General features: G+C 65.4%; 21 protein-coding genes. 18 read left to right on the top strand and 3 right to left on the bottom strand.

What is annotated here, in order from left to right:
• The first annotated feature begins 171 nt into the window (after nt 1–171).
• Nucleotides 172–1,362: an elongation factor Tu gene (gene tuf, locus N2L00_RS12410; protein ID WP_227918747.1), complete on the top strand. Its 1,191-nt coding sequence runs from the start codon at nt 172–174 to the stop codon at nt 1,360–1,362.
• 49 nt (nt 1,363–1,411) lie between these two features.
• Here tuf and N2L00_RS12405 read toward each other — a convergent pair whose 3' ends face one another.
• Genes N2L00_RS12405 through aroA form a run of 3 tightly spaced genes read right to left on the bottom strand, consistent with a single transcriptional unit; the run spans nt 1,412 to nt 7,771 of the window.
• On the bottom strand, nt 1,412–3,436 hold the full coding sequence (locus N2L00_RS12405; RefSeq protein WP_255862636.1) for an FAD-dependent oxidoreductase: 2,025 nt from the start codon (nt 3,434–3,436) through the stop codon (nt 1,412–1,414).
• 7 nt (nt 3,437–3,443) lie between these two features.
• Nucleotides 3,444–4,709, bottom strand: coding sequence for an acyl-CoA dehydrogenase family protein (locus N2L00_RS12400; RefSeq protein ID WP_255862637.1), 1,266 nt, complete (start codon nt 4,707–4,709; stop codon nt 3,444–3,446).
• On the bottom strand, nt 4,706–7,771 hold the full coding sequence (gene aroA / locus N2L00_RS12395; RefSeq protein WP_255862638.1) for a 3-phosphoshikimate 1-carboxyvinyltransferase: 3,066 nt from the start codon (nt 7,769–7,771) through the stop codon (nt 4,706–4,708). Before aroA ends, N2L00_RS12400 begins: the two co-directional genes overlap by 4 nt.
• A gap of 844 nt (nt 7,772–8,615) precedes the next feature.
• Here aroA and N2L00_RS12390 point away from each other — a divergent pair.
• The 17 genes from N2L00_RS12390 (at nt 8,616) to rpsH (ending at nt 22,198) form a co-directional block, all read left to right on the top strand.
• Nucleotides 8,616–13,775 carry a hypothetical protein gene (locus N2L00_RS12390; RefSeq protein WP_255862639.1) on the top strand — a complete coding sequence of 1,720 codons (5,160 nt, stop codon included), beginning with the start codon at nt 8,616–8,618 and terminating at the stop codon, nt 13,773–13,775.
• A gap of 245 nt (nt 13,776–14,020) precedes the next feature.
• Complete coding sequence (locus N2L00_RS12385; protein WP_255862640.1) at nt 14,021–14,152, top strand: hypothetical protein; 132 nt, start codon at nt 14,021–14,023, stop codon at nt 14,150–14,152.
• A gap of 509 nt (nt 14,153–14,661) precedes the next feature.
• On the top strand, nt 14,662–14,970 hold the full coding sequence (rpsJ, locus tag N2L00_RS12380) for a 30S ribosomal protein S10 (RefSeq protein ID WP_146361073.1): 309 nt from the start codon (nt 14,662–14,664) through the stop codon (nt 14,968–14,970).
• Between the two features lie 17 nt (nt 14,971–14,987).
• Entirely contained in the window at nt 14,988–15,644 is a 657-nt protein-coding gene (rplC, locus tag N2L00_RS12375) for a 50S ribosomal protein L3 (RefSeq protein ID WP_255764879.1), read from the top strand.
• Between the two features lie 4 nt (nt 15,645–15,648).
• A complete protein-coding gene (rplD, locus tag N2L00_RS12370; RefSeq protein WP_227918737.1) occupies nt 15,649–16,263 on the top strand; it encodes a 50S ribosomal protein L4 in 615 nt (204 codons plus the stop codon).
• Nucleotides 16,260–16,565, top strand: coding sequence for a 50S ribosomal protein L23 (gene rplW, locus N2L00_RS12365; RefSeq protein ID WP_104052736.1), 306 nt, complete (start codon nt 16,260–16,262; stop codon nt 16,563–16,565). Before rplD ends, rplW begins: the two co-directional genes overlap by 4 nt.
• 30 nt (nt 16,566–16,595) lie before the next feature.
• The gene (gene rplB / locus N2L00_RS12360; protein WP_146361090.1) at nt 16,596–17,435 is read left to right on the top strand and encodes a 50S ribosomal protein L2; all 840 of its coding nucleotides are present in this window, start codon (nt 16,596–16,598) and stop codon (nt 17,433–17,435) included.
• A 12-nt stretch (nt 17,436–17,447) separates the two neighbouring features.
• Nucleotides 17,448–17,729: a 30S ribosomal protein S19 gene (gene rpsS, locus N2L00_RS12355; protein WP_104052734.1), complete on the top strand. Its 282-nt coding sequence runs from the start codon at nt 17,448–17,450 to the stop codon at nt 17,727–17,729.
• 38 nt (nt 17,730–17,767) lie between these two features.
• Nucleotides 17,768–18,133: a 50S ribosomal protein L22 gene (gene rplV / locus N2L00_RS12350; RefSeq protein ID WP_227918735.1), complete on the top strand. Its 366-nt coding sequence runs from the start codon at nt 17,768–17,770 to the stop codon at nt 18,131–18,133.
• The gene (rpsC, locus tag N2L00_RS12345) at nt 18,134–18,976 is read left to right on the top strand and encodes a 30S ribosomal protein S3 (protein ID WP_227918732.1); all 843 of its coding nucleotides are present in this window, start codon (nt 18,134–18,136) and stop codon (nt 18,974–18,976) included.
• The gene (rplP, locus tag N2L00_RS12340) at nt 18,977–19,393 is read left to right on the top strand and encodes a 50S ribosomal protein L16 (protein ID WP_055239353.1); all 417 of its coding nucleotides are present in this window, start codon (nt 18,977–18,979) and stop codon (nt 19,391–19,393) included.
• A gap of 2 nt (nt 19,394–19,395) precedes the next feature.
• Nucleotides 19,396–19,725, top strand: a complete 330-nt coding sequence (gene rpmC / locus N2L00_RS16180; protein ID WP_304658988.1) for a 50S ribosomal protein L29 — start codon at nt 19,396–19,398, stop codon at nt 19,723–19,725.
• Entirely contained in the window at nt 19,722–20,027 is a 306-nt protein-coding gene (gene rpsQ / locus N2L00_RS12330) for a 30S ribosomal protein S17 (RefSeq protein WP_308219720.1), read from the top strand. The genes rpmC and rpsQ overlap by 4 nt, the downstream gene beginning before the upstream one ends.
• Before the next feature lie 381 nt (nt 20,028–20,408).
• Complete coding sequence (gene rplN / locus N2L00_RS12325; RefSeq protein WP_055239356.1) at nt 20,409–20,777, top strand: 50S ribosomal protein L14; 369 nt, start codon at nt 20,409–20,411, stop codon at nt 20,775–20,777.
• A gap of 3 nt (nt 20,778–20,780) precedes the next feature.
• A complete protein-coding gene (gene rplX / locus N2L00_RS12320; protein ID WP_227918730.1) occupies nt 20,781–21,140 on the top strand; it encodes a 50S ribosomal protein L24 in 360 nt (119 codons plus the stop codon).
• Nucleotides 21,140–21,709 carry a 50S ribosomal protein L5 gene (gene rplE, locus N2L00_RS12315; protein WP_227912807.1) on the top strand — a complete coding sequence of 190 codons (570 nt, stop codon included), beginning with the start codon at nt 21,140–21,142 and terminating at the stop codon, nt 21,707–21,709. Before rplX ends, rplE begins: the two co-directional genes overlap by 1 nt.
• A 90-nt stretch (nt 21,710–21,799) precedes the next feature.
• Complete coding sequence (gene rpsH / locus N2L00_RS12310) at nt 21,800–22,198, top strand: 30S ribosomal protein S8 (protein WP_146361106.1); 399 nt, start codon at nt 21,800–21,802, stop codon at nt 22,196–22,198.
• Nucleotides 22,199–22,215 lie beyond the last annotated feature (17 nt).

Genomic DNA, 22,215 nt, shown 5'->3' with positions numbered 1-22,215 from the left:
CGGTCCGGGCTTCGGCCCGGACCGGGCGCATAGCCAGACTGAGCGGCCTTGCGAGGCTGCTGCGGAAATCGGCAATTTCATCAAATAAACAGCCCCAAGTAGACTTACATCAGTTTCAGTTGCGAAAAGCGCGGCTGGAGATTGAGTCTTCTAACTCTCTAGGAGGAACCCGTGGCGAAGGCAAAGTTCGAGCGGACTAAGCCGCACGTCAACATCGGCACCATTGGTCACGTTGACCATGGAAAGACGACGTTGACCGCTGCCATTTCGAAGGTGCTTGCTGACAAGTACCCTGATCTGAATGAAAAGCGCGATTTCGCTGCTATCGACTCTGCACCTGAAGAGCGCCAGCGCGGCATCACCATCAACATCTCGCACATCGAGTACCAGACCGAGAAGCGCCACTACGCACACGTAGACGCCCCCGGCCACGCTGACTACATCAAGAACATGATCACTGGTGCAGCTCAGATGGACGGCGCAATCCTCGTGGTTGCCGCTACCGACGGTCCGATGGCACAGACCCGCGAGCACGTCCTGCTCGCCCGCCAGGTTGGTGTTCCCTACCTGCTGGTCGCACTGAACAAGTCCGACATGGTTGACGACGAAGAACTGCTCGACCTCGTGGAAATGGAAGTTCGCGAACTGCTGAGCTCCCAGGACTTCGACGGCGACAACGCTCCCGTCGTCCGCGTTTCCGGCCTGAAGGCTCTCGAAGGCGACCCCAAGTGGGTTGCAGCCGTCGAAGAGCTCATGGAAGCCGTTGACAACAACGTGCCGGACCCCGTTCGCGACAAGGACAAGCCGTTCCTGATGCCGATCGAGGACGTCTTCACGATCACCGGTCGTGGAACCGTTGTCACGGGCCGCGCCGAGCGCGGTACCCTCGCCATCAACTCCGAGGTCGAGATCGTCGGCATCCGTCCGGTCCAGAAGACCACGGTTACCGGTATCGAGATGTTCCACAAGCAGCTTGACGAAGCATGGGCCGGCGAGAACTGTGGCCTGCTGCTCCGCGGTATCAAGCGCGAAGACGTAGAGCGTGGCCAGGTTGTCGTGAAGCCGGGTTCCATTACCCCGCACACCGACTTCGAAGCCAACGTCTACATCCTGTCCAAGGATGAAGGCGGACGCCACAACCCGTTCTACTCGAACTACCGCCCGCAGTTCTACTTCCGTACCACGGACGTAACCGGCGTCATCACCCTCCCCGAGGGCACTGAAATGGTTATGCCCGGCGATAACACTGAGATGACCGTTGAGCTCATCCAGCCGATCGCTATGGAAGAGGGCCTCGGCTTCGCTATCCGCGAAGGCGGCCGCACCGTTGGATCAGGCCGCGTCACCAAGATCATCAAGTAATTTGATGGTTTAGCCTGAACCTCATCGGTTCTTAGCAGGGCCCCGTTGCTTATGGCAGCGGGGCCCTGCTGCTTTTAAGCCGGGGCCCGTCCTCCGGTTTCTGCCGGGCGAGATGGCGCGCCACGGCGGTGCCGGCCGCCAGCCCCTGTTCGAAGGCACGGACCGCGTTGAGGCCCGAGGCGTCCAGCGCGCCGCCGATCACCGTACCGGGCATGCCGCGGGCGTCGCGCTGGAACCGGAGCGGGTTGTACGGCACCTGTCCCGCAGCCAGGACGACGGCGTCAGCCGGCAGGAGCGCCGTCGTGCCGTCAAGGTTCCGGACCCGGAGCCCGAGGGGAGTCACGTCCAGCGGCGTGGTCCCGGCCAGGGTCCGGACGCCGGCAGCCCGGATGTCCTGCAGCACAGCCCACCGTGTGGACGGGCCGATGCCCTGCCCGATTCGGGCTCCCCGGCGCAGTATCGTCACGTCCCGGGGACCGCCCGCGACGCCGGGATCCGCCAGCAGGCGTGCAAGGTCCACGGCAATGCCGCCGGCACCGACAATGACCACACGGCGGCCCAGCGGGGCCGGGTCCGCGAAGGCCTGCCGGTAGTCCAGCACAGGGAGCAGGCCGGTGCCCGGCAGACGGACGGTCCGGGGCCGGACACCGGTGGCCAGCACCAGGTGTGAATAGCCGGCCAACTGCGCGGCTTCGGGGGCGGCGCCGGTCAGGACGCGGACGCCCAGCCGCGCCAGTTCATGGGTGAAGTAGCGGATTGTCTGCAGGAAGTCTGCCTTGCCCGGCACTTTGCCGGCCAGCCGGAACTGCCCGCCGATGTAGCTGTCCTGTTCATAGAGGTCCACGGGATGTCCGGCCAGCGCGAGGGTTGCCGCGGCCTGCATCCCCGCCGGGCCGGCACCCACCACGGCAACCCGTGCGGGGGTGCTCACGGGCCGCCGGGGCGGCTGCAGCGGGAGCGGAAACTCTGTTTCGCGGCCGGCCCGCGGGTTGACCAGGCAGGAGACAGGCTCGGTGCCCAGCGAACGGTCGATGCAGGCCTCGTTGCAGGCTATGCAGGTGTTGACGAGGTTCGACTCTCCGCGCCTGGTCTTGGCCACGATCTCCGGGTCGGCGAGGAAGGGACGGGCCATGGAAACCAGGTCCGCGTGCCCGCCGGCCAGTGCCCGCTCCGCATGCTCCAGCGAATTGATCCGGTTGCCGGCGATGACGGGCACGGGAACTCCCGCAGCCGCCAGGGCCGCACGGATCTCCCCTGCAATGGCCATCCAGCGGCCATGCGGAACCATGCCCTGCACGGACGGGACCCTGGACTCATGCCAGCCGATGCCGATGTTGACGGCATCGGCCCCCTCCCGCGCCAGTGCGACCGCCAGGGCCGCCGATTCCCCCCGGGAGCTCGACCCGGCGACGAAGTCGGCGCCCGACGTCCGGTAGATGACCGGGTAGCCGGGCCCTACGGCGTCCCGGACAGCCTGCAGCACCGCCAGCGGAAAAGCCTGTCTCCTTTGCGGATCCCCGCCCCAGCGGTCCTGTCGCAGGTTGGTCAGGGGCGAGGCGAACTGGTTGATCAGGTAACCCTCGGACCCCATGATTTCCACGGCATCGAAGCCCAGGGCGCGGGCGGCAGCGGCACCCGCGGCGAAGTCCGCAAGCGTGTCTTCGATCTGCTTCGGCGTGAGCGCTCGGGGCAGCGTCCGTGAAAAGCCTGAATACACCTCCGACGGCGCCGCCGGACGCAGCCCGTATGTGCCCTCCCGGGCGTAGCGTCCCGCGTGGAACAGCTGCAGGGCAAGCCTGCCGCCCGCATCGTGCACCGCGCTGAGCATCGGGGAAACCCGAGCGGCGGCTTCGGGCTCATTGATCAGCAGGTAGTTGGGCCCGCCGGCGCCGGCGCGGTTCACTGCCGCTCCGCCCGTGACGATCAGCCCGGCTCCGGCGGCCGCCCGTTCCGCATAGAACGCGGCCAGGGCGAGCGGTTCATCCTCCCGGTTAAGGTGCATTGAGCCCATGATGATCCGGTGGTCCAGATGCAGCGGCCCAAGGGAAACGGGGGAGAAGACCCGGTCCAGCATGCCGGCGTCAGGGACGGGCGGCAGGAGCCGCGGACGGATCGGGAGACGGACCGGGAGACGGACCGGGAACGGGCAGCGCGGCGTCGGCCGGTGTCTGGTCCCGGCGGAAGATACCGCGGGCGATCACGGTTTTCTGGATCTCATTCGTTCCCTCTTCGAAGCGCTGCGCCCGCGCGTCGCGGTACACCCGCTCGATGGGTGCGGACTTCCAGTAGCCGATGCCGCCGTGGACCTGCAGGGCCTTGTCGGTCACACGGGTGAGCATATCGACGGCGGTCAGCTTGGCCATGGAGGACAGCGAACCGGCGTCGGGAGCGCCGTCCTGCCAGGCCGAAGCTGCGTGCAGGGTCAAAGCGCGGGCAGCCTCGATATCAGCGGCGTTTTCCGCCAGCGCAAAGGCGATGGCCTGCCGTGCGGCGAGCGGCTTCCCGAAAGTGGTCCGCTCCAGGGCATGGGCAACTGCGAGCTGCTGGGCACGTTGGGCCAGCCCGACGCAGCTCATCGCCACGGAGATCCGGCTGGGGGTAAGGAAGCCGCCGAGGGCAACGGCGAGTCCGTCTCCCTCCGCTCCGAGTCGGTTGGCGACGGGGACCGGAGTATCCCTGAAAGCAAGGGAGGCATGGTCGGTGCCGCGGACCCCCATGGTCTGCGAGGTGTCTTCCACTTCGACGCCGGGCGCCTGCCGGTCCACCAACAGCGCCACCGTTCCGCCGCTGCCGGAGCTGCCCTCCAGCCGGGCAAAAAGCAGCCAGTAGTCGCAGCGCACACCGAACGTGATCAGATGCTTGCGGCCGGTCAGGTAGTAGGTGTCGCCGACCCGCCGGACACTCGAGGTGATATCCGCTCCCGTGCCGTTGCCCGGTTCCGTGAGCGTGAAGGCGACCAGCAGCTCTCCTGCCACGGAGGGAAGGACAAAGTTCCTTCGCTGCGCCTCGTCGGCATGCGGATTCATGGCCCGCCAGGTGCCGTTGACCACGTGCACGATCATGCGGACCGAAGCGTGTGAACGGGAGAAGACCTCCATCAGCCCCATCCACTGGACAAAGCTCAGCCCCCGGCCGCCCAGTTCCACAGGTGCCGCCAGGGAAAGGAAGCCGGCCTCGCGGAGTTCCTTCCACAGGGCATCGGGTGCGGTGCCGCTGGTTTCAATGCGGTCTGCCCATGACTCGCCGGGGCCCTCGACCCACGCGGTAACGGACGTGAGCAGCTCTCGGTATTCAGGGTCCGGGATACTGCTGCCCCGTCCGTCGGGTGCGATGGCTGCAGTGCTCACAGGCTGCTCCGATCCGGTGTGCCGGGCTTCGGCGGTCCGCCGCCGGCGGGGAAGCTGCGGGCCCTGTCCCGCAGCAGGAACTTCTGCACCTTGCCCACCGCATTGCGGGGGAGGGCATCAACCAGCTCGAGGCGTTCGGGCCAGTAATGCCTGGCGACGCGGTGCCGGTCGAGGAACCCGGTGAGATCACCCAGCTGCGGGCGCATCCCCGCCACGGGAACGACAAAGGCGCAGGCCCGCTCGCCCAGCCGGTCATCGGGCATGGCGGCCACGGCAACGTCCCGTACGGCAGGATGCCGGTAGAGCAGCTGCTCGATCTCGGCCACCGGGATTTTCTCCCCTCCGCGGTTGATGATGTCGCGAACCCGTCCGGTGATGCGCAGGTACCCGGCATCATCGAGGACGGCGGTGTCTCCCGTGCGGTACCAGCCGTCTTCGGTAAAGACTTCCTTGGTCAGGTCCGGACGGTCAAGGTACCCGTCAAAGACGGTGGGACTGAGAAGTTCGAAATTTCCTTCCACGCCGGGCGGCAGGAGGAGGCCGCCGTCGTCGACTATCCGGGCCCGCACACCCTCCAGGGCCCGCCCGTCGGTGCCCCACACTTTTACCGGTTCGTCCCCGGGAGACGCCAGGGTGGCCAGGCAGGTTTCAGTGGTTCCAAACGCACCGCAGATGCCCGCGCCCAGGACGCGTGTGGCGCGCTCGGCGAGGTGCCGGGGGACGGCGGCGCCTGTGGCAACGAAGATTCGCAGGCTGGGCGGAGCGGCGGTACCCGCGTCTACGGCGGCAACCAGGTCGGTGAGGAACGGGGTGGCTGCCTGGACGAAGGTGGCGCGCCACCCGCGCATGAGTTTCACGGCCCGTTCCGGATCCCAGACAGGCTGCAGGATCTGCGGGCAGCCGAGGACGAACGAGAGCCACATTCCGTACAGGAAGCCGGTCTGGTGGGCCAGGGGCGACGGGATGAAGACGGCGTCATCACTGGTGAGGCCCAGGTGCGCCGCTTCCATGGCCGCAGCGCGGCTAAGCGTTCCATGACGGTGCACCACACCCTTGGGTTCCCCGGAGGTGCCGGAGGTGAAAAGCAACTGTGCAGGATCCCCGGCGGTTGGCGCAGCACCGGGACGGAGGACAGCCGCAGGGTTCACGCGGCTCAGCACAGCGTCCCAGTCGTGGAACCGCGGGCCGCCGGCAACAGAGGGGAGGGGACGCCGCGGCGCGGCACTGGACAGCACGAGGACATCCGCCACCTTGGGGGCGGGCACCGCATCGGCTCGGTCCGTGCGCTGCAGGAGCCCGGCCAGTTCCTCCGCAGGCCGGCGTCCGCGGAACTCCTCGACGGCAACGAAGACGCGGGCGCCTGCCCGGTTCAGTGCCAGCGCCACCTCCCGTTCCCGGAAGATCGGCATCACGGGTGCGGCGACCGCGCCGAGGCGGAGGACAGCCACGGTGAGGACAACGAACTCGCTTCGGTTGGGGAGCTGGAAAGCCACCCGGTCGCCCGGCCGCACCCCCAGCTCCAGCAGTGCTGCGGCGACGCGGTCGGCCTGCGTGTCGAGTTCGGACCAGGTGAGGTGCCCGGATACCCGCGGGCCGCCGTCGACCACCGCTGTTTCGTTGGGGCGTTCCGCCGCCCAGCGCCGTACCCAGTCCGGACCGGTGACGGACGCTGCCGCCTCCACTGCGGCCGGTCCGGAAATGCTTCGGGAGCGGCTTCCGCGTGCGGTCCGGGCCGGCCGGCTGCGGCGGGGACGCTGGATCACGCCGTCCTCGACCTTCATGCGCAGCCCGAAAGCGGTCATGGCCGCCAGGTATTCGGGGTAGGAAATGCGGTAGGCGTTTGGGTATGTGAGGGTGCTGCGTCCTTCTGCGGCTGAGGCCGCCACGGCCAGGGACATGAGGACCCGGTGGTCATTAAAAGAGGAGAGATCGGCCCCGTCCAAGCTGCCGACTCCGCGGACCACCAAGGTAGAGCCCTCCACGGTGAGGTCCGCGCCCATGGAGTTCAGCTGCAGCATGGCGGCCACCCGATCGGACTCCTTCATCCGCACATGGTCGATGTTGCGGAAAACGCTCCGCCCCTTGGCGAGGCACGCCATCACGGACAGCACCGGAAGCATGTCCGGGACGCGGCGGCAGTCGACGTCTACGGGTTGCAGGTCCAGGCCCTGATGGCGGACCCTCACCGCGTCGGTTGCCTGGTCGTAGTCCATCGGCACTCCCATCTGTGCCGCCAGGTCAAGGAAGTCAGCCTCGGGATGGTCGGATCCGGTTGAGGAGGTGGCGCTGAGTCCGGTAAGGGAAATATCTGCCGGATGCAGGGCCGCCGCCGCGATTCCGAAGGCCGCCGACCCGATGTCCGGGGGGAGCCGCAGGTCCGCGGGGACGGCCTGCTGGTCCGCCGGAATCCGGAAGCGCCTGAGGTCCTCGGAGGCCTCCACCTGCAATCCGAACCGCGCCATCATGGCGAGGGTCAGTTCCACGTAGCTGGATTCATTCTGCTGGCCCTCCACCACCACGGTGGTTTCGGAGCGGGCAAACGGTGCCAGCAGCAGAAGTCCGGAAATCCACTGCGAGAGGGTCCCGGAGATATGGACTTCACCGCCGCGCGGCCGCCCGTGGGCAACCTGCAGGGGAGGGCAGTCGTCGCTCGAGGCGATGTCGACGCCCATCTCGCGCAGGGCGGCCAGCAATGCGCCGATGGGACGGCGCTGGAAGTATTTCTGCCCGGTGACGACGACGTCGCGTGTCCCCAGCGAGGCGAGTCCGGCCATGAAGTACAACGTGGTTCCGGAGCTGCCGGCGGAGACAACGGCACGCCGTGGACGGTACGGCCCGCCGTGGACGATAAAGGTGTCATCCTGCACCTCTATTCCGGTACCGAGCTGGCGGAGCGCAGCCACCGTGTACTGCACGTGGCGGGCATCGGTCAGGCCGGAAATGCGGCTGGTGCCCGGAGCCAGGGAAGCCAGGATCAGCGCCCGGTGGGCGTGGTATTTGGAGTTGGGAACCTGCACCGTTCCGGTGATGCCGGAGTGCGTTCCGAGGACCGAAAGATACATGGCCGCAAGGCCCTTTCCGTTCGTGTGGGCGCCTTCCCCCTGGCTCCTCGTGCGCCGACGCTACCAGTTCGTTATCCGGGCGGGAACAGCCCTTGGCCCAGATCGTCAGGCGGAGCGCATTTCGGCCGGGGGTCGCCGGGCCGCCTTCCGGGTCCGGACCGGGACCGGCCGGCTGCCCCTTGGCCGCGGGCACGCGGGGACTGTTCCTGCACAGGGCGCCCGGGTGCGCCACGCACGGAAAGATACGCACACCGGATCGAACAGTTGCCGGGATGTGAGGTGCAGCACCCTAGGATGGTCTCCAGTCGAACTCGAACCGGAAGGTAGCAGTTTCATGGGGGTCTTTCTCTTATTCCTGGCCGCAGCCGCAGCCAGTTTCGCCGTAGGGCGGTCGGCAGGCAAAAAAGCCGCCCGACCCCTCGACGGCCAGGGCAGGCCGCTGCCGCCGCCGGCCCAAATCTATGAGGACGGCTACCGGGCGGGATTCAGGGATGCAGCTGCGCGGTTCCGGCCACCGGCGACCATCCACGTTCCGGAGGGTTCGGCTGACTCGGATCCTGCCGCCGTCGCACCGGCTCCTGCTTCACCTGCCCACGGTGCACCTGCTGCTACACCGGCTCCGGCTGCCGCCGCGGCACCTGCCCCCGCTGCAGCCCCGGCACCCACTGCTTCGTATGTCTCTTCCTACACTGTTCCCTCGTCTCCGTTCCATGCTCCGTCAGCGGCTGTGCCCCCTGCCGGGGTGCCGGGCGGCCACCCGCCGACCGTCGCCCCCGTGCCTGCCGCACCGAACCGGAACGTTCCCGTCCAGCCCAGGCCGGTTCCCCCCAAGCCGGCTCCGCCGGTGAAGACGGAAGCCGAGCTGAAGGAAGAAAAACGCCGCCGGGACCTGCGCAACATCAACATCACGCTCTACTCCGCCAGCCTCCTGCTGGTGGCTGCCGCGGCACTGTTCATCGGGCTGGCCATCCCCGCAGAGGCGCGCTTCTTCGGAGTTGTCGCTGTCACGGCTTTGTTCTACGTTTCAGGACTGGTCATCCATGCCAGGAGCGCCCGCCTTCGGCCGGCAGCCGTAGCCTTTACGGGTACTGGCCTGGCCTTGATCCCCGTGGTCGGACTCGCCCTGTTCAATTTCGTGCTTCCGGACGGGCCTGCAGCCTGGCTTGTCACCTCGGTGGTTGGAACCGCGGCGTTCGCCTACGCCGCTGCAAAGATTGAAAGCCGGGTAGTCACCTATCTCGCCTTGACGTTCCTGCTGTCCTCGGGCCTGGCTTCCGGTGCGGCACTGCGCTGGGGAATTGTCTGGTACTTCCTCTTCACCGTCATCATCGCCACCCTGATCAGCCTCGCGGCGGTCCGGCGTCCGGGCTGGCTGAACAACCTCTATGTGGACGCATTTGTCCGCTCCCACCGCTATCTGGTTCCGGCTACGGCCATAGCCACCGTCCAGATCTCCGGCCAGCTGAGCGCGGCGCAGCTGGGAATCCTGTTCCTCACATTCGCCCTCTACTACGCAGTCATGCTTTGGCAGGGACCCGCCCGAAACCAGCTCGTCAACAGCTACGGACTGCGGGCAGCCGGCACCGTGGGACTTACGTCCCTGTTCTATTCCTTTACGGACAGCACCCAGCTGACGTTGCTCGCGTTCGCAGTGCAGGTCGCGGTCCAGACGGCAGGGGTCCTGGCACGCCGCCCCTTGTACGGGGCCGCAGCCCTGCTGCAGGTGGCTGCCAGGAGCACCGGGCTGCCTTTGGACGGGGAGATCGACGAGCGTTCCCGCCACGAGGCCGGTGCCGGATCAACAGGGGGGTCCGCTCCGCTGGCAACGGCGGCGGGACAGGGCGAAAAGCCCGCAGGTGTGTCGGCACCGCCGGCCCCGCCGGCCCCGTCATCTCCCGCCGCGTTCCCGCCGGCCCCGGCAGCCGAATCCGGGCCTGCAGCGGCGGCCATCAGCCTCAAAAAGAAACCGGCGGCTGCCCCCGAAGAGGCTGCACGCAGGTTCTTCCGCGTCGATGTGGCCGCCCTGCTGGTTCTGCAGGCGTGCACCGCACTGGCAGCCGGACTCTGGTACGTGGTTCGCGAATGGGAGTCTTCGGGAAGTTCCGCTGCCTTCACCGGAACCGCCGTCGTGGTCCTGATGACGTATCTGGCCGCTGCCTGGAAGCTGGGCGGACTGCTCGAGTATGCCGTCCTGGTGCCTGCCGCCCTGGCCTTCGTGCCCAACACATTGATGCCCGGTGACGCACTGTGGCCGGGCGTCCTGGCCACCGCAGTCCTCTCTGCCTACCTGGTGGTCCGTGCGGTGCGGGGCGGCGCGGAGGAACGCCTGGTATTCGTCCTCGCCGCACGTGCTGCGGCTGTCCTGCTGGTGGCCCTGACTGTCCTTGCATCCCTTGCCGGAGTACCCGGCGTGAATGCAGGAGCCTGGGGCCTCGTCACCGCGGTGCTCGCACTGACGGCCAACCAGGCGGTTTCCGTTGTCCGTACCCGGCGCGCGAAACCCGAACGCTTCCCGGGTGCCGCCATCACGGCTGCCGCTGCTGCCGCGGCGGTCCTGACCCTGCTGCTCCGCTTCCAGGAATCGCCGGGGCTGGCGTTGACCTTGCTGGGCCTGTGGACCGTTGTGGCCGGAAACGTTTTGACATCCGTGTTGCGGCCCTCCGGAAGGTATCTCCTTGCTGCACCGGCTGGCTTCGCGGCTGCTGCGCTTACGGGTGCAGGCGTCCTTGGCGTCAGGGGCTATGAACTGCTTGCAGCCGCTGCTCTTTGCTACTGTGCCGTCCTGGCCTGGAAGCTGGCACCCAAGACGCACCGAACCTATTACCTGGCGGCAGGACAGACCCAGCTGACTGCTCTGTCTGCCCTGATTGCCGCAGACCTCGGAGCAGGGGTGCACGGGATCTTCATTGCCATGGCGGTCTGCCTGGCTGCCCAGCATCTCCTGCGGGTCCTCCTGGACCGGAAACTCCGGGGGCTCGGACTCTCCCAGACACTCCTGTGGGCAACCGTCAGCGTGCTGGCGGCGCTGCCCCCGCTCTATTACCTCCTTACCTACACGGCGGCACGGTCGGAGACCGGAGTCGTCCTGCTGCTCATCGGTATCGGGTCCGCGGTCCTCACCCAAGGTGCCTACACACTTGGGGCGGCGGGACGGACGCACTTCGGTGAACGCGGCGAGGCCGGTACCGGTTTGCCGGCGCCCGCTGCCGCAGTCTCCCGCGGGACCGCCGGCGGCACCGGCAGTAGGAGTGTCCCCGGCACCAAGGCTTCGGTCGGAGCTGTCGCCGCAGCAGGACTGGTGCTGCTGATGGAGATCGGCGTACGGGCGGCGGAAGGCAACGGAGCAGTTGCCACCGTGGCCGTTCTCGCAACGGCGCTTGGTGTCAACGTGTTTACGGCGCTGCTGCTCCGCCGCAGCTGGCCGGCTCTGACTGCACCCGCCGGCTTCACCGCAGCCGCCGTCGTTGGAGCGGGCGTCCTGGGGGTCAGGGGGTACGAGATCCTCGTGCTGGCAGCCCTTGCCTACTGCACATACCTAGCCCTGGGACGCAGCAACCCCCTCCGTGGTGCCTACCTCCTGGCTGCCCACATCCTGGCGGTTGTCCTGGCCGGGCTGGCGGCGGCCGACCTGACCGGGGACGTGCACCGGGTCTTCGCTGCCGTGGCAGTCGGCATTGCCGTCGGACAGGTGCTGCGGGCCATCTTTGCCGGGATGCTGGAACCCCTGGGGCTTGCAGCATGGGCGCGGTGGGGCGGCCTGGCTGCATCAACAGGAGTTCCGCTGGCATATATCGGACTCCAGGGCCCGGCAGCGCAAAGCGGCATGCTGATGTTCCTTGTCGTCTGCGCCGCCGGCGTGGCAGTGTTCAGCCAATTGGCCGCCGTCGTCCGGGTGCGGAGGGGCAGGCCGCTGAAGTTTGCTGCCGAGTTCCTCGCCGCCGCCGCACTGGTGGCGCTGCTGGCTACTGCCGCATCCCGCGGGGTCGAGGGACACGGGACCGGCTGGACCTTGGCGTTGCTCTGGACCGCGCTGGCCGCAAACGCAGCCACATCGCTGTTGCTTCCCGACCGGTATGAAGCAGCGGCGCTGGCAGGATTCGCCGCTGCCGCGGCCGTAGGTGCCGGAGTACTGGGGCTGCGCGGCTACGAACTACTGGTTCTGGCAGCGCTGGCCTACTCGGCGCACCTCGCACTGAAGCGCTCGGAACCCAACCGCGGTCTATATCTCCTCGGCGTGCAGGGCCTGCTGGTGGTCCAGACGGTGCTCGTAGCCACCGACCTCGGCGTCGGCATGCACGGTCTGTACATTGCGGGGGCAATGGCTCTGGCGATACAGCAGTTGTTCCGCACCCTGCTGCATCGCCGGCTCGACGCCCATGGATACTCGGAAACGTCGCAGTGGCTGAGCATCGCATTGCTGGCCCTGCTTCCGATCACCTACGGATTCCTTGCCGGAACGGCAATCCAACGGGACGTCGTTGCGCTGCACCTGGTCCTGCTCCTCATCACCGCCGCGGCGGTGTTCACGCGGCGCCGCGCGGAAGGCCACCCGAGGTCAGCCTGGGTTGTTTATCCCGCCGCGTACGCTTTGGGTGTGCTGGGGCTGGTCCTCGCCGACCTGCTGGAGTTCAGCAGCCGGGGGCCAATTCCGGAACCGCTGCTCACCACCGGCGCGGCAGGATCGGTTCTGCTCGTCCTCGCAGCGGCGGCATTGTGCGAGGAAGCGGGCCGGTCCCTCGACGAGCCCACCCGTACGGCACTGCTGGTAACTGCCATCGGGTATACCTCTACCGTCCTTGCGATCAGCGCGGCCGCAGACAACCGCTTCCTGACGGCTGCTGCCTTCGTCCTGGGCGCAGTGATCTTCCTGGCGGTCTCCTATACGCGCAGCCTCACCTGGCTGGCCGTTGGGACGCCGGTCCTGCTCACCGTAGGAATGATGGTCCTGTTCCGGGGACTCTTCGACACGATCCTGGCCGGCAGCGGGGACACCGGCTTCGCTTCGCTGCTGCCGTTCTGGGGGACCGCGGCTGTTCTCCAAGCCATCCGCCTCCTTACCCCCGTCCGTCCGGTCGAAGAGTCCCGGACCGGTGGTGCGGCGGGCAGCATTTCGCCCTCGCAGCTCCGCCGGCGCATCCTGGGTTCGGCCTCGGCCCTTATCCCGGCTCTGGCCGCCATACCGGCAATGGCCCCGGATTCGTCCGCCGCAGCCGGTGCACTGACAGTGGTTGCTGCCTTGGCGCTGGCACTCCTGGAGGTTCCGGCCCGGTTCCGCGAGCCGGCAGTGCAGGCTGCCGTGCTGGTGACTGCACTCGCGGTGCAGCGGATGGGCTGGCTCGTCCTGGGCCACGTCAGCGGATTCTGGTCCCTGCAGTACTGGGCCACCGTCCTGGCCGGATTGGCGGCTTACGAGTTCCTTCGCAAACGTGACCGGCGGGGCACTGCGGTCCTGGTGGTTTCGGCCGTCATTCTTTCCGCCAGCGGTCTGTCCACTGTCATCTTCGGTGGAGGTGGAAAACAGCTCTGGGCGCTGGTGGCACATGCCGGGCTCCTGGCCTTCGGCCTCCTGGCCAGCAGACGGCTGTTCACCCTGTGGGGCGCGGCCGGTGTAGCGCTGGCGGTGCTTTGGTACCTGCGGGGCTACACGTTCCTGCTCCTGGCCCTGCTGGGTATCGGGCTGATCGCCCTGGCCGTCTGGCGGCTCACCCGCGTGCGGACCGATGACCCGGGGAATCCAACTGTTCAAACTACGCAGGGGACCCCACCGGCCATTCCGGTGCCGGTGCCCGGGTTCACTCAGCCGGGTTCGGCAACGGCGTTTGCTCCGCCGGCGCCACCGGCAGCGGTGTATCCGGCGCAGGGGAGTGCCTCGGCGGTCTTCGGACCCTCCACCACCGGCGGTGCCGATGGAGTCGGGCCTGCATCCGGGAGCAACGCCGGACCCGGAACGGACGCACACGGTCCGGGCCGTATGCAGGGACCCGAAGAGGACCGCACGCACTGACGGCCCGGCGGATCCTTGGCGCGTGCAGCGCAGGGGAGAGGCTGTTCTCCGGCACCGGCTCCGGCCAACCGGCCCGGGCATCAGCCATCCCGGCACCGGCTCCGGCCGACCTGGCCGGCTCCGGTGCCGGAGGGATCGGGCGAGGGACCAGCAGCGATCCCGTGCAAGGCGCAGACCGCCGCGCGCAGACTAAGGAGGAGCCCCGTGCCGCTGACGCCGGGCAACGGCTCCGCTAGGCTCGGAACATGGAATTCCTTATCCTTCTGGTGATCGTGGCCGCAGTGGCGGCAGGTATCGGGTGGTCCCGTAAGCGGTTCCGCCCCGAAATCGAGCGGGCCAAGCGCATCCGCCGGTCCAACCGGGACGGCAGCTCCTGACTTCCAAGGCGCCGCCGTCGGTGCGTTAGACTGGTGGAAGTTAACACGCCGCCCGTTGAGGGGTTTACCCCGGGAGCAGCGTGAACGGACTTGAGTAGCCCGGCGTCGGGACCCTGGAGGGAGACCTCCGGAGACAGATACCTGATTAGCCATCTGTGCCCGAGTCTGGCAGACTAGAGAAGTTGTTCAAGCGCTTTTGTGCCCACACGCGCCCACGTTCCTGCGAACAGCAGGGGCCAGGCAGTGGTGAGATTTCGTCCCGGTCAGGATAATGCCTGATGCAGGGTCGGATCCTTCAGGGAAAGAGCCCATATATAACCCGCCCCTATTCTTGCTCGGCGTCGTTGGTCTCAACACCGCGACACGCCCGAGCGCGGGGGTCGGAGCCTCGGCAGGGTGAGGAACCCGGAATTATCCGGATTCAGTCTGTTGGAGGGGCGCCAGGCCGTAAGGCAGTTCGGTGCAAAAACTGTACAGAGAGCATTACTCGAAGAAAGAGGCACGACGCCATGGCGGGACAAAAAATCCGCATCCGGCTGAAGTCGTATGACCACGAGGTCATCGACGTATCAGCACGGAAGATCGTTGAGACGGTCACGCGTGCAGGCGCAACGGTAGTAGGCCCCGTGCCGCTGCCCACGGAAAAGAACGTTTACGTTGTTATCCGTTCGCCGCACAAGTACAAGGACAGCCGCGAGCACTTTGAAATGCGCACGCACAAGCGCCTGATCGACATCATTGACCCCACGCCTAAGGCCGTTGACTCGCTCATGCGTCTCGACCTGCCTGCCGACGTGAACATCGAAATCAAGCTGTAGGGGGGGAGCGGATACTTATGTCTACTTCACTTACACGCCAGGTAAAGGGACTGCTGGGCACCAAGCTCGGCATGACCCAGGTTTGGGACGAGAACAACAAGCTCATCCCCGTAACCGTCGTCCAGGCTGACTCCAACGTCATCACGCAGCTGCGCAACGCGGAAAAGGACGGCTACACCGCCGTTCAGATCGGCTACGGCCAGATCGACCCGCGCAAGGTGACCAAGCCGCTGGCCGGCCACTTTGAAAAGGCCGGCGTTACGCCGCGCCGCCACGTAGTTGAACTGCGTACCGCCGATGCCGACACTTACGAGCTGGGCCAGGAACTCTCCGTTGAGATGTTCGCGGCCGGCCAGAAGGTCGACGTCACCGGAACCTCCAAGGGTAAGGGCTTTGCCGGTGTCATGAAGCGTCACGGCTTCCATGGCGTTGGTGCCTCCCACGGTGCACACAAGAACCACCGTAAGCCGGGTTCCATCGGTGGCGCATCCACCCCGGGCCGCGTCTTCAAGGGCGTTCGGATGGCGGGCCGCATGGGCGCCGTCCGTCACACCACCATGAACCTCACGGTTCACGGTGTGGACGCCGAGAAGTCGCTCCTGCTGATCAAGGGTGCCGTTCCCGGCGCCCGCGGCCAGGTCGTCCTCGTACGCTCTGCCGTGAAGGGAGCTTAGTCTCATGGCTAACGAAACCACTGTTGAATTCCCCGCAGAGATCTTCGACGTTCAGACGAACGTACCGCTGCTCCACCAGGTGGTAGTTGCTCAGCTTGCAGCCGCCCGCCAGGGTACGCACAAGACGAAGACGCGCGCCGAGGTAAGCGGCGCAGGCCGCAAGCCGTTCAAGCAGAAGGGCACCGGCCGGGCTCGTCAGGGCTCCATCCGTGCTCCTCACATGACCGGCGGCGGCGTTGTCCACGGACCGACGCCCCGCGATTACAGCCAGCGCACCCCCAAGAAGATGAAGGCTGCTGCACTGCGCGGCGCCCTGTCGGACCGGGCACGCAACGGCCGTATCCACGTCCTCGAATCCCTGGTTGAAGGCACCAAGCCTTCCACCAAGGATGCACTGAGCGCCCTGCGTTCGGTTTCCGACCGCAAGAACCTGCTCGTTGTTATCGAGCGCGCCAACGATGTTGCCGCACTTTCCGTGCGCAACGTTCCGGCTGTTCACGTGATCTACGTAGATCAGCTGAACACCTATGACGTGCTTGTTGCCGACGACGTGGTCTTCACCAAGGCTGCCTACGACGAGTTCGTCGGCAAGAACACAGTCAAGGAGGACGCCAAGTGAGCGCGACCACCGCTAAGGATCCGCGCGACGTAGTGCTTGCACCCGTCGTCTCGGAAAAGAGCTACGGCCTGATCGACGAAGGTAAGTACACCTTCCTGGTCGACCCCCGCTCCAACAAGACCGAGATCAAGCTGGCCGTGGAGAAAATCTTCTCCGTCAAGGTCGACTCGATCAACACCATCAACCGTGCCGGTAAGCGTAAGCGGACCAAGTTCGGATGGGGACAGCGCAAGAACACCAAGCGCGCCATTGTCACCCTCAAGGACGGCACAATCGACATCTTCGGCGGTCCGCTCAGCTAGGGCGGAGACCACTTTAACGAGGAATAAATAATGGGAATCCGTAAATACAAGCCGACTACCCCGGGCCGTCGCGGCTCGAGCGTAGCCGACTTCACCGAAATCACGCGGTCGACGCCGGAAAAGTCGTTGGTACGTCCGCTGCCCAAAAAGGGCGGCCGTAACAACACCGGTAAGATCACGACCAGGCACAAGGGTGGTGGACACAAGCGTCAGTACCGTCTGATCGACTTCCGCCGCCACGACAAGGACGGCGTCAACGCACGCGTTGCCGAGATCGAATACGATCCGAACCGTACCGCCCGCATTGCCCTGCTGCACTACGTTGATGGCACCAAGCGTTACATCATTGCTCCGAACAAGCTCAAGCAGGGCGACTTCGTAGAGGCCGGCGCCGGCGCTGACATCAAGCCCGGCAACAACCTGCCCCTGCGCAACATCCCCGTGGGTACCACCATCCACGCTGTTGAACTTCGTCCGGGCGGCGGCGCCAAGATGGCCCGCTCCGCCGGTGCATCCGTTCAGCTCGTTGCCAAGGAAGGCCGCTTCGCCCAGCTGCGTCTGCCCTCCGGTGAAATCCGCAACGTTGATGTGCGCTGCCGCGCCACGATCGGCGAGGTCGGCAATGCCGAGCAGTCGAACATCAACTGGGGCAAGGCCGGCCGTATGCGCTGGAAGGGCGTACGCCCGACCGTCCGTGGTGTCGCCATGAACCCGGTCGATCACCCGCACGGTGGTGGTGAAGGTAAGACCTCCGGTGGACGCCACCCGGTCAACCCGAACGGTAAGCGCGAAGGCCGTACCCGCCGTCCCAATAAAGAGAGCGACAACCTCATTGTGCGTCGCCGTCGTTCCGGCAAGAACAAGCGATAGGAGCCTGGAAACATGCCACGCAGCCTGAAGAAAGGCCCCTTCGTCGACCAGCACCTGTTTCTCAAGGTAGCGGCCGAAAACGAAAAGGGCACCAAGAACGTCATCAAGACGTGGTCCCGCCGTTCGATGATCATCCCCGACATGCTCGGGCACACGATCGCCGTACACGACGGACGTAAGCACATTCCGGTGTTTGTCACCGAGTCGATGGTCGGGCACAAGCTCGGCGAATTCGCTCTGACGCGGACATTCCGCGGCCATGTGAAGGACGACCGCAAGGGCAAGCGCCGCTAGGCGCTGCTCTTTCGGCAGAAGACGAGAGAAGGAAAGCAATGGAAGCCAAGGCAATTGCGCGTCATATCCGCGTAACGCCTATGAAGGCCCGGCGCGTCGTCAACCTTGTTCGTGGCAAGCAAGCGAATGAGGCTCTGGCAATTCTGAAGTTTGCCCCCCAGGCAGCTTCGGAGCCGGTACTTAAGGTAATTCAGTCGGCTATGGCCAATGCACGTGTCCTCGCGGACCGTGACGGCGTGGCCTTCGACGAGGGTGACCTCTTCGTCAGCGAAGCATTCGTTGACGAAGGACCCACCATGAAGCGGTTCCAGCCGCGGGCCCAGGGCCGCGCCTACCGCATCAACAAGCGGACCAGCCACGTCACCGTGGTAGTCGCAACCCCTACGATCGAGGAGGAACGCTAAGTGGGACAGAAGGTAAACCCGCACGGGTTCCGACTCGGCATCACCACTGACCACGTATCGCACTGGTTTGCTGACAGCAACAAGCCGGGCCAGCGTTACAAGGACTTCGTCCGCGAGGACATCAAGATCCGTCAGCTGATGTCCACCGGCATGGACCGCGCCGGCATCGCCAAGGTTGAGATCGAGCGCACCCGTGACCGTGTTCGTGTGGATATCCACACTGCACGTCCGGGCATCGTGATCGGCCGCCGCGGCGCCGAAGCGGACCGCATCCGCGGCGAGCTCGAAAAGCTCACCGGCAAGCAGGTCCAGCTGAACATCCTCGAGGTCAAGAACCCCGAGATGGAAGCACAGCTTGTTGCCCAGGGTGTTGCTGAGCAGCTCTCTTCCCGCGTGGCTTTCCGCCGTGCGATGAAGAAGGCCATCCAGTCCGCACAGCGTGCCGGCGCCAAGGGTATCCGTATCCAGTGCTCCGGTCGTCTGGGCGGCGCTGAAATGAGCCGTTCCGAGTTCTACCGCGAAGGCCGTGTGCCCCTGCACACCCTCCGCGCGCAGATCGACTACGGTTTCTTCGAAGCCAAGACCACCTTCGGCCGCATCGGCGTGAAGGTCTGGATCTACAAGGGCGACGTTACCGCTAAGGAACTGGCTGCACAGCAGGCTGCTGCACCGTCCCGCGGACGCTCCAACGATCGTCCGGGCCGCGGCCCGGCCGACCGCGGTGACCGTGGCGGCGACCGCCGTCGTCGTCCCGAGCGCGGCGACAAAGCCGCCGCGCCTGCTGCTGCAGAGGCTCCGGCCGCTGAGGCAGCTGCCCCCGCAGCAGAAGGAGGACAGGCTTAAATGCTTATCCCACGTCGAGTCAAATACCGTAAGCAGCACCACCCGGGTCGCTCCGGCGCTGCAACCGGCGGCACTGCCGTCAGCTTCGGCGAGTGGGGTATCCAGGCTCTGACGCCTGCATACGTCACCAACCGCCAGATTGAAGCTGCGCGTATTGCCATGACACGCCACATCAAGCGTGGCGGTAAGGTCTGGATCAACATCTACCCGGACCGTCCGCTGACGAAGAAGCCTGCTGAAACCCGTATGGGTTCCGGTAAGGGTTCTCCGGAGTGGTGGGTTGCAAACGTCAAGCCGGGCCGGGTTCTCTTCGAACTCTCCGGTGTTTCCGAAGAGGTAGCTCGTGAGGCCCTGCGCCTGGCGATCCATAAGCTGCCGTTGAAGGCACGCATTGTGCGTCGCGAGGGTGGTGAATAGAAATGGCAGTTGGATCAAAAGAGCTGACAACCGAGCAGCTGGACGGCTTCGATAAGGACCGTCTCGTAGAAGAACTGCGCAAGGCCAAGGAGGAGCTGTTCAACCTCCGCTTCCAGTCGGCTACCGGCCAGCTGGAAAACCACGGTCGTCTGCGTGCAGTGAAGCGCGATATCGCCCGCATCTACACGGTGCTGCGTGAGCGCGAGCTGGGCATTCGTCCCGAGGTTGTCGCTCCCGTTGAGGAAGCAGCACCCGAGGCACCGAAGAAGTCAAAGAAGAAGGCTACCAAGTCTGAAGCTGAAGCCAAGGTCGCTGAGGATGATGCCAAGTGAGCGAAAACAAGAATGAGGCAGTAGTGACAACTGACGCAAACGGCGCCGATGCCCGCGGGTACCGGAAGACCGCACGCGGCTACGTGGTCTCGGACAAGATGGATAAGACCATCGTTGTCCAGGTTGAAGACCGCGTGAAGCACGCCCTTTACGGCAAGGTTATTCGCCGGACCGAGAAGCGCAAGGCCCATGACGAGCAGAACGCTGCCGGCATTGGTGACCTCGTGCTGATCGCCGAGACCCGGCCGCTGTCCGCTACCAAGCGGTGGCGCCTGGTCGAGATCCTCGAAAAGGCCAAGTAACCTAGTAGTAAGAAGTACCGGCCGGCCCGCCGGTGTGTTCCCCGCGACAAGCGGAGAACACGCCGGCACCGTCCACAGCGTGAGGGCCCCGGCCGCGTTATCATCTTCGATTTCGCTTCCGGGGCCTTTTCGCGATAAACTTGAAATCTTGTCTGTGTGGTGCGGAAGTGTGTCCGGAATCCGGTCTCGAACCGGGGCTCCGGTACTGCCTCCTCACCGCCGAATGAGACAAAAGCCCGATAATCTTGTTCGACGCCGCGCAAGGCGGCTGCACTGGCGTGCGGCCGGTCCGCCCGGGGTTGAGTACCAGTATTACGGGGTCCACCCATATCCGTTCCGCAAGGCTCATTTCGAGAACCGGCGCGACGACAGGAGTAATAAGTGATTCAGCAGGAGTCGCGACTGAAGGTCGCCGACAACACGGGTGCCAAGGAAATCTTGACCATCCGCGTTCTCGGTGGATCCGGCCGTCGCTACGCAGGCATTGGCGACACCATTGTTGCCACCGTCAAGGATGCAATTCCCGGCGGCAACGTCAAAAAGGGCGACGTGGTCAAGGCCGTCATCGTCCGTACCAAGAAGGAACGCCGCCGCCAGGACGGTTCCTACATCAAGTTCGATGAGAACGCTGCAGTGATCTTGAAGAATGACGGCGACCCCCGCGGTACCCGTATCTTCGGGCCCGTTGGCCGCGAACTTCGCGACAAGAAGTTCATGAAGATCATTTCGCTGGCTCCGGAGGTGCTGTAGTCCATGGCAAAAATCAAGAAGGGTGACCTCGTTCAGGTCATCACCGGTGCTAAGGCTGAGCGCGGCGGAGACCGCGGCAAGCAGGGCAAGGTTCTGAAGGTCTTCCCCGAGAGCAACCGCATCCTCGTTGAAGGCATCAACCGCGTCACCAAGCACACCAAGGTTGGCCAGTCCTCCCGCGGTTCCAAGACCGGCGGCATCGAGGTTGTTGAAGCCCCGATCCACGTTTCCAACGTCGCCATTGTCGACCCGGAAACCAAGAAGCCGACCCGCGTTGGCTTCCGCACTGAAACCGTCGAAAAAGATGGCCGTGAGCGCACTGTGCGTATCCGCGTGGCCAAGGGCTCTGGGAAGGACCTCTAATGACTGAGACTGTCACCAAGATCGTTCCCCGTCTGAAGACCCGCTACGCAGCGGAGATCAAGCAGACCCTGCAGGACGAATTCAACTACTCGAACGTCAACCAGGTTCCCCGCCTCGTCAAGGTGGTTGTGAACATGGGTGTTGGAGATGCCGCCAAGGACTCCAAGCTCATTGACGGTGCGGTACGCGACCTCACCCAGATCACGGGCCAGAAGCCCCAGGTCACCAAGGCACGCAAGTCCATCGCTCAGTTCAAGCTGCGCGAAGGCATGCCGATCGGTGCGCACGTTACGCTGCGCGGCGACCGCATGTGGGAATTCGTGGACCGCCTGGTCACCCTGGCGCTGCCCCGTATCCGTGACTTCCGCGGCCTGAACGGCAAGCAGTTCGACGGCAACGGCAACTACACGTTCGGTCTGACCGAACAGTCGATGTTCCACGAAATCGATCAGGACAAGATCGACCGCGTACGCGGCATGGACATCACCGTGGTTACCACCGCAAAGACCGATGACGAGGGACGCGCGCTGCTGAAGGCGCTCGGCTTCCCGTTCAAATCCGAAGATTAATTACTACGTAACAGGTCCGACGGAGATCCGTGAGGCGACGCCGCACGGGGATCCTGCAGGAAACCGTTACGAGGGAGGGCAAGAGCCCAAATGACAATGACAGATCCTGTCGCAGATATGCTCACGCGTCTGCGCAATGCAAACTCGGCATACCACGATTCCGTGTCCATGCCTTACAGCAAGCTCAAGGCGCGCGTTGCTGACATCCTGAAGGCCGAGGGCTACATCGCCGGCTGGAAGGAAGAAGAGGCCGAGGTCGGCAAGAAGCTGACCCTGGACCTCAAGTTCGGTCCGAACCGCGAGCGTTCCATCGCCGGCGTTCGCCGCATCTCCAAGCCCGGTCTGCGCGTTTACGCGAAGTCCACCAACCTGCCGCACGTGCTGGGTGGTCTGGGTATCGCAATCCTGTCGACGTCGTCAGGTCTCCTGACCGACCGCCAGGCCGCCAAGAAGGGTGTAGGTGGGGAAGTCCTCGCCTACGTCTGGTAGCAGGGAAGGGAAAGAAA

This window comes from Arthrobacter sp. zg-Y1171 (genome assembly GCF_025244845.1).
Taxonomy (GTDB): Bacteria; Actinomycetota; Actinomycetes; order Actinomycetales; family Micrococcaceae; genus Arthrobacter_B.
The sequence above is the reverse complement of the archived record's forward strand: the minus strand, read 5'-3'. Positions and strand labels throughout refer to the sequence as shown.

What these genes read in the sequence shown, in the direction of transcription:
- rpsJ (WP_146361073.1), top strand. Translation starts at nt 14,662, where the DNA reads ATGGCGGGACAAAAAATCCGCATCCGGCTGAAGTCGTATGACCACGAG.
- rpmC (WP_304658988.1), top strand. Translation starts at nt 19,396, where the DNA reads ATGGCAGTTGGATCAAAAGAGCTGACAACCGAGCAGCTGGACGGCTTC.
- rplB (WP_146361090.1), top strand. Translation starts at nt 16,596, where the DNA reads ATGGGAATCCGTAAATACAAGCCGACTACCCCGGGCCGTCGCGGCTCG.
- aroA (WP_255862638.1), bottom strand. Translation starts at nt 7,771, where the DNA reads ATGTATCTTTCGGTCCTCGGAACGCACTCCGGCATCACCGGAACGGTG.
- rplP (WP_055239353.1), top strand. Translation starts at nt 18,977, where the DNA reads ATGCTTATCCCACGTCGAGTCAAATACCGTAAGCAGCACCACCCGGGT.
- N2L00_RS12405 (WP_255862636.1), bottom strand. Translation starts at nt 3,436, where the DNA reads ATGCTGGACCGGGTCTTCTCCCCCGTTTCCCTTGGGCCGCTGCATCTG.
- rplE (WP_227912807.1), top strand. Translation starts at nt 21,140, where the DNA reads ATGACTGAGACTGTCACCAAGATCGTTCCCCGTCTGAAGACCCGCTAC.
- N2L00_RS12385 (WP_255862640.1), top strand. Translation starts at nt 14,021, where the DNA reads ATGGAATTCCTTATCCTTCTGGTGATCGTGGCCGCAGTGGCGGCAGGT.
- rplX (WP_227918730.1), top strand. Translation starts at nt 20,781, where the DNA reads ATGGCAAAAATCAAGAAGGGTGACCTCGTTCAGGTCATCACCGGTGCT.
- rpsH (WP_146361106.1), top strand. Translation starts at nt 21,800, where the DNA reads ATGACAATGACAGATCCTGTCGCAGATATGCTCACGCGTCTGCGCAAT.
- rplC (WP_255764879.1), top strand. Translation starts at nt 14,988, where the DNA reads ATGTCTACTTCACTTACACGCCAGGTAAAGGGACTGCTGGGCACCAAG.
- rplD (WP_227918737.1), top strand. Translation starts at nt 15,649, where the DNA reads ATGGCTAACGAAACCACTGTTGAATTCCCCGCAGAGATCTTCGACGTT.
- rpsS (WP_104052734.1), top strand. Translation starts at nt 17,448, where the DNA reads ATGCCACGCAGCCTGAAGAAAGGCCCCTTCGTCGACCAGCACCTGTTT.
- rplV (WP_227918735.1), top strand. Translation starts at nt 17,768, where the DNA reads ATGGAAGCCAAGGCAATTGCGCGTCATATCCGCGTAACGCCTATGAAG.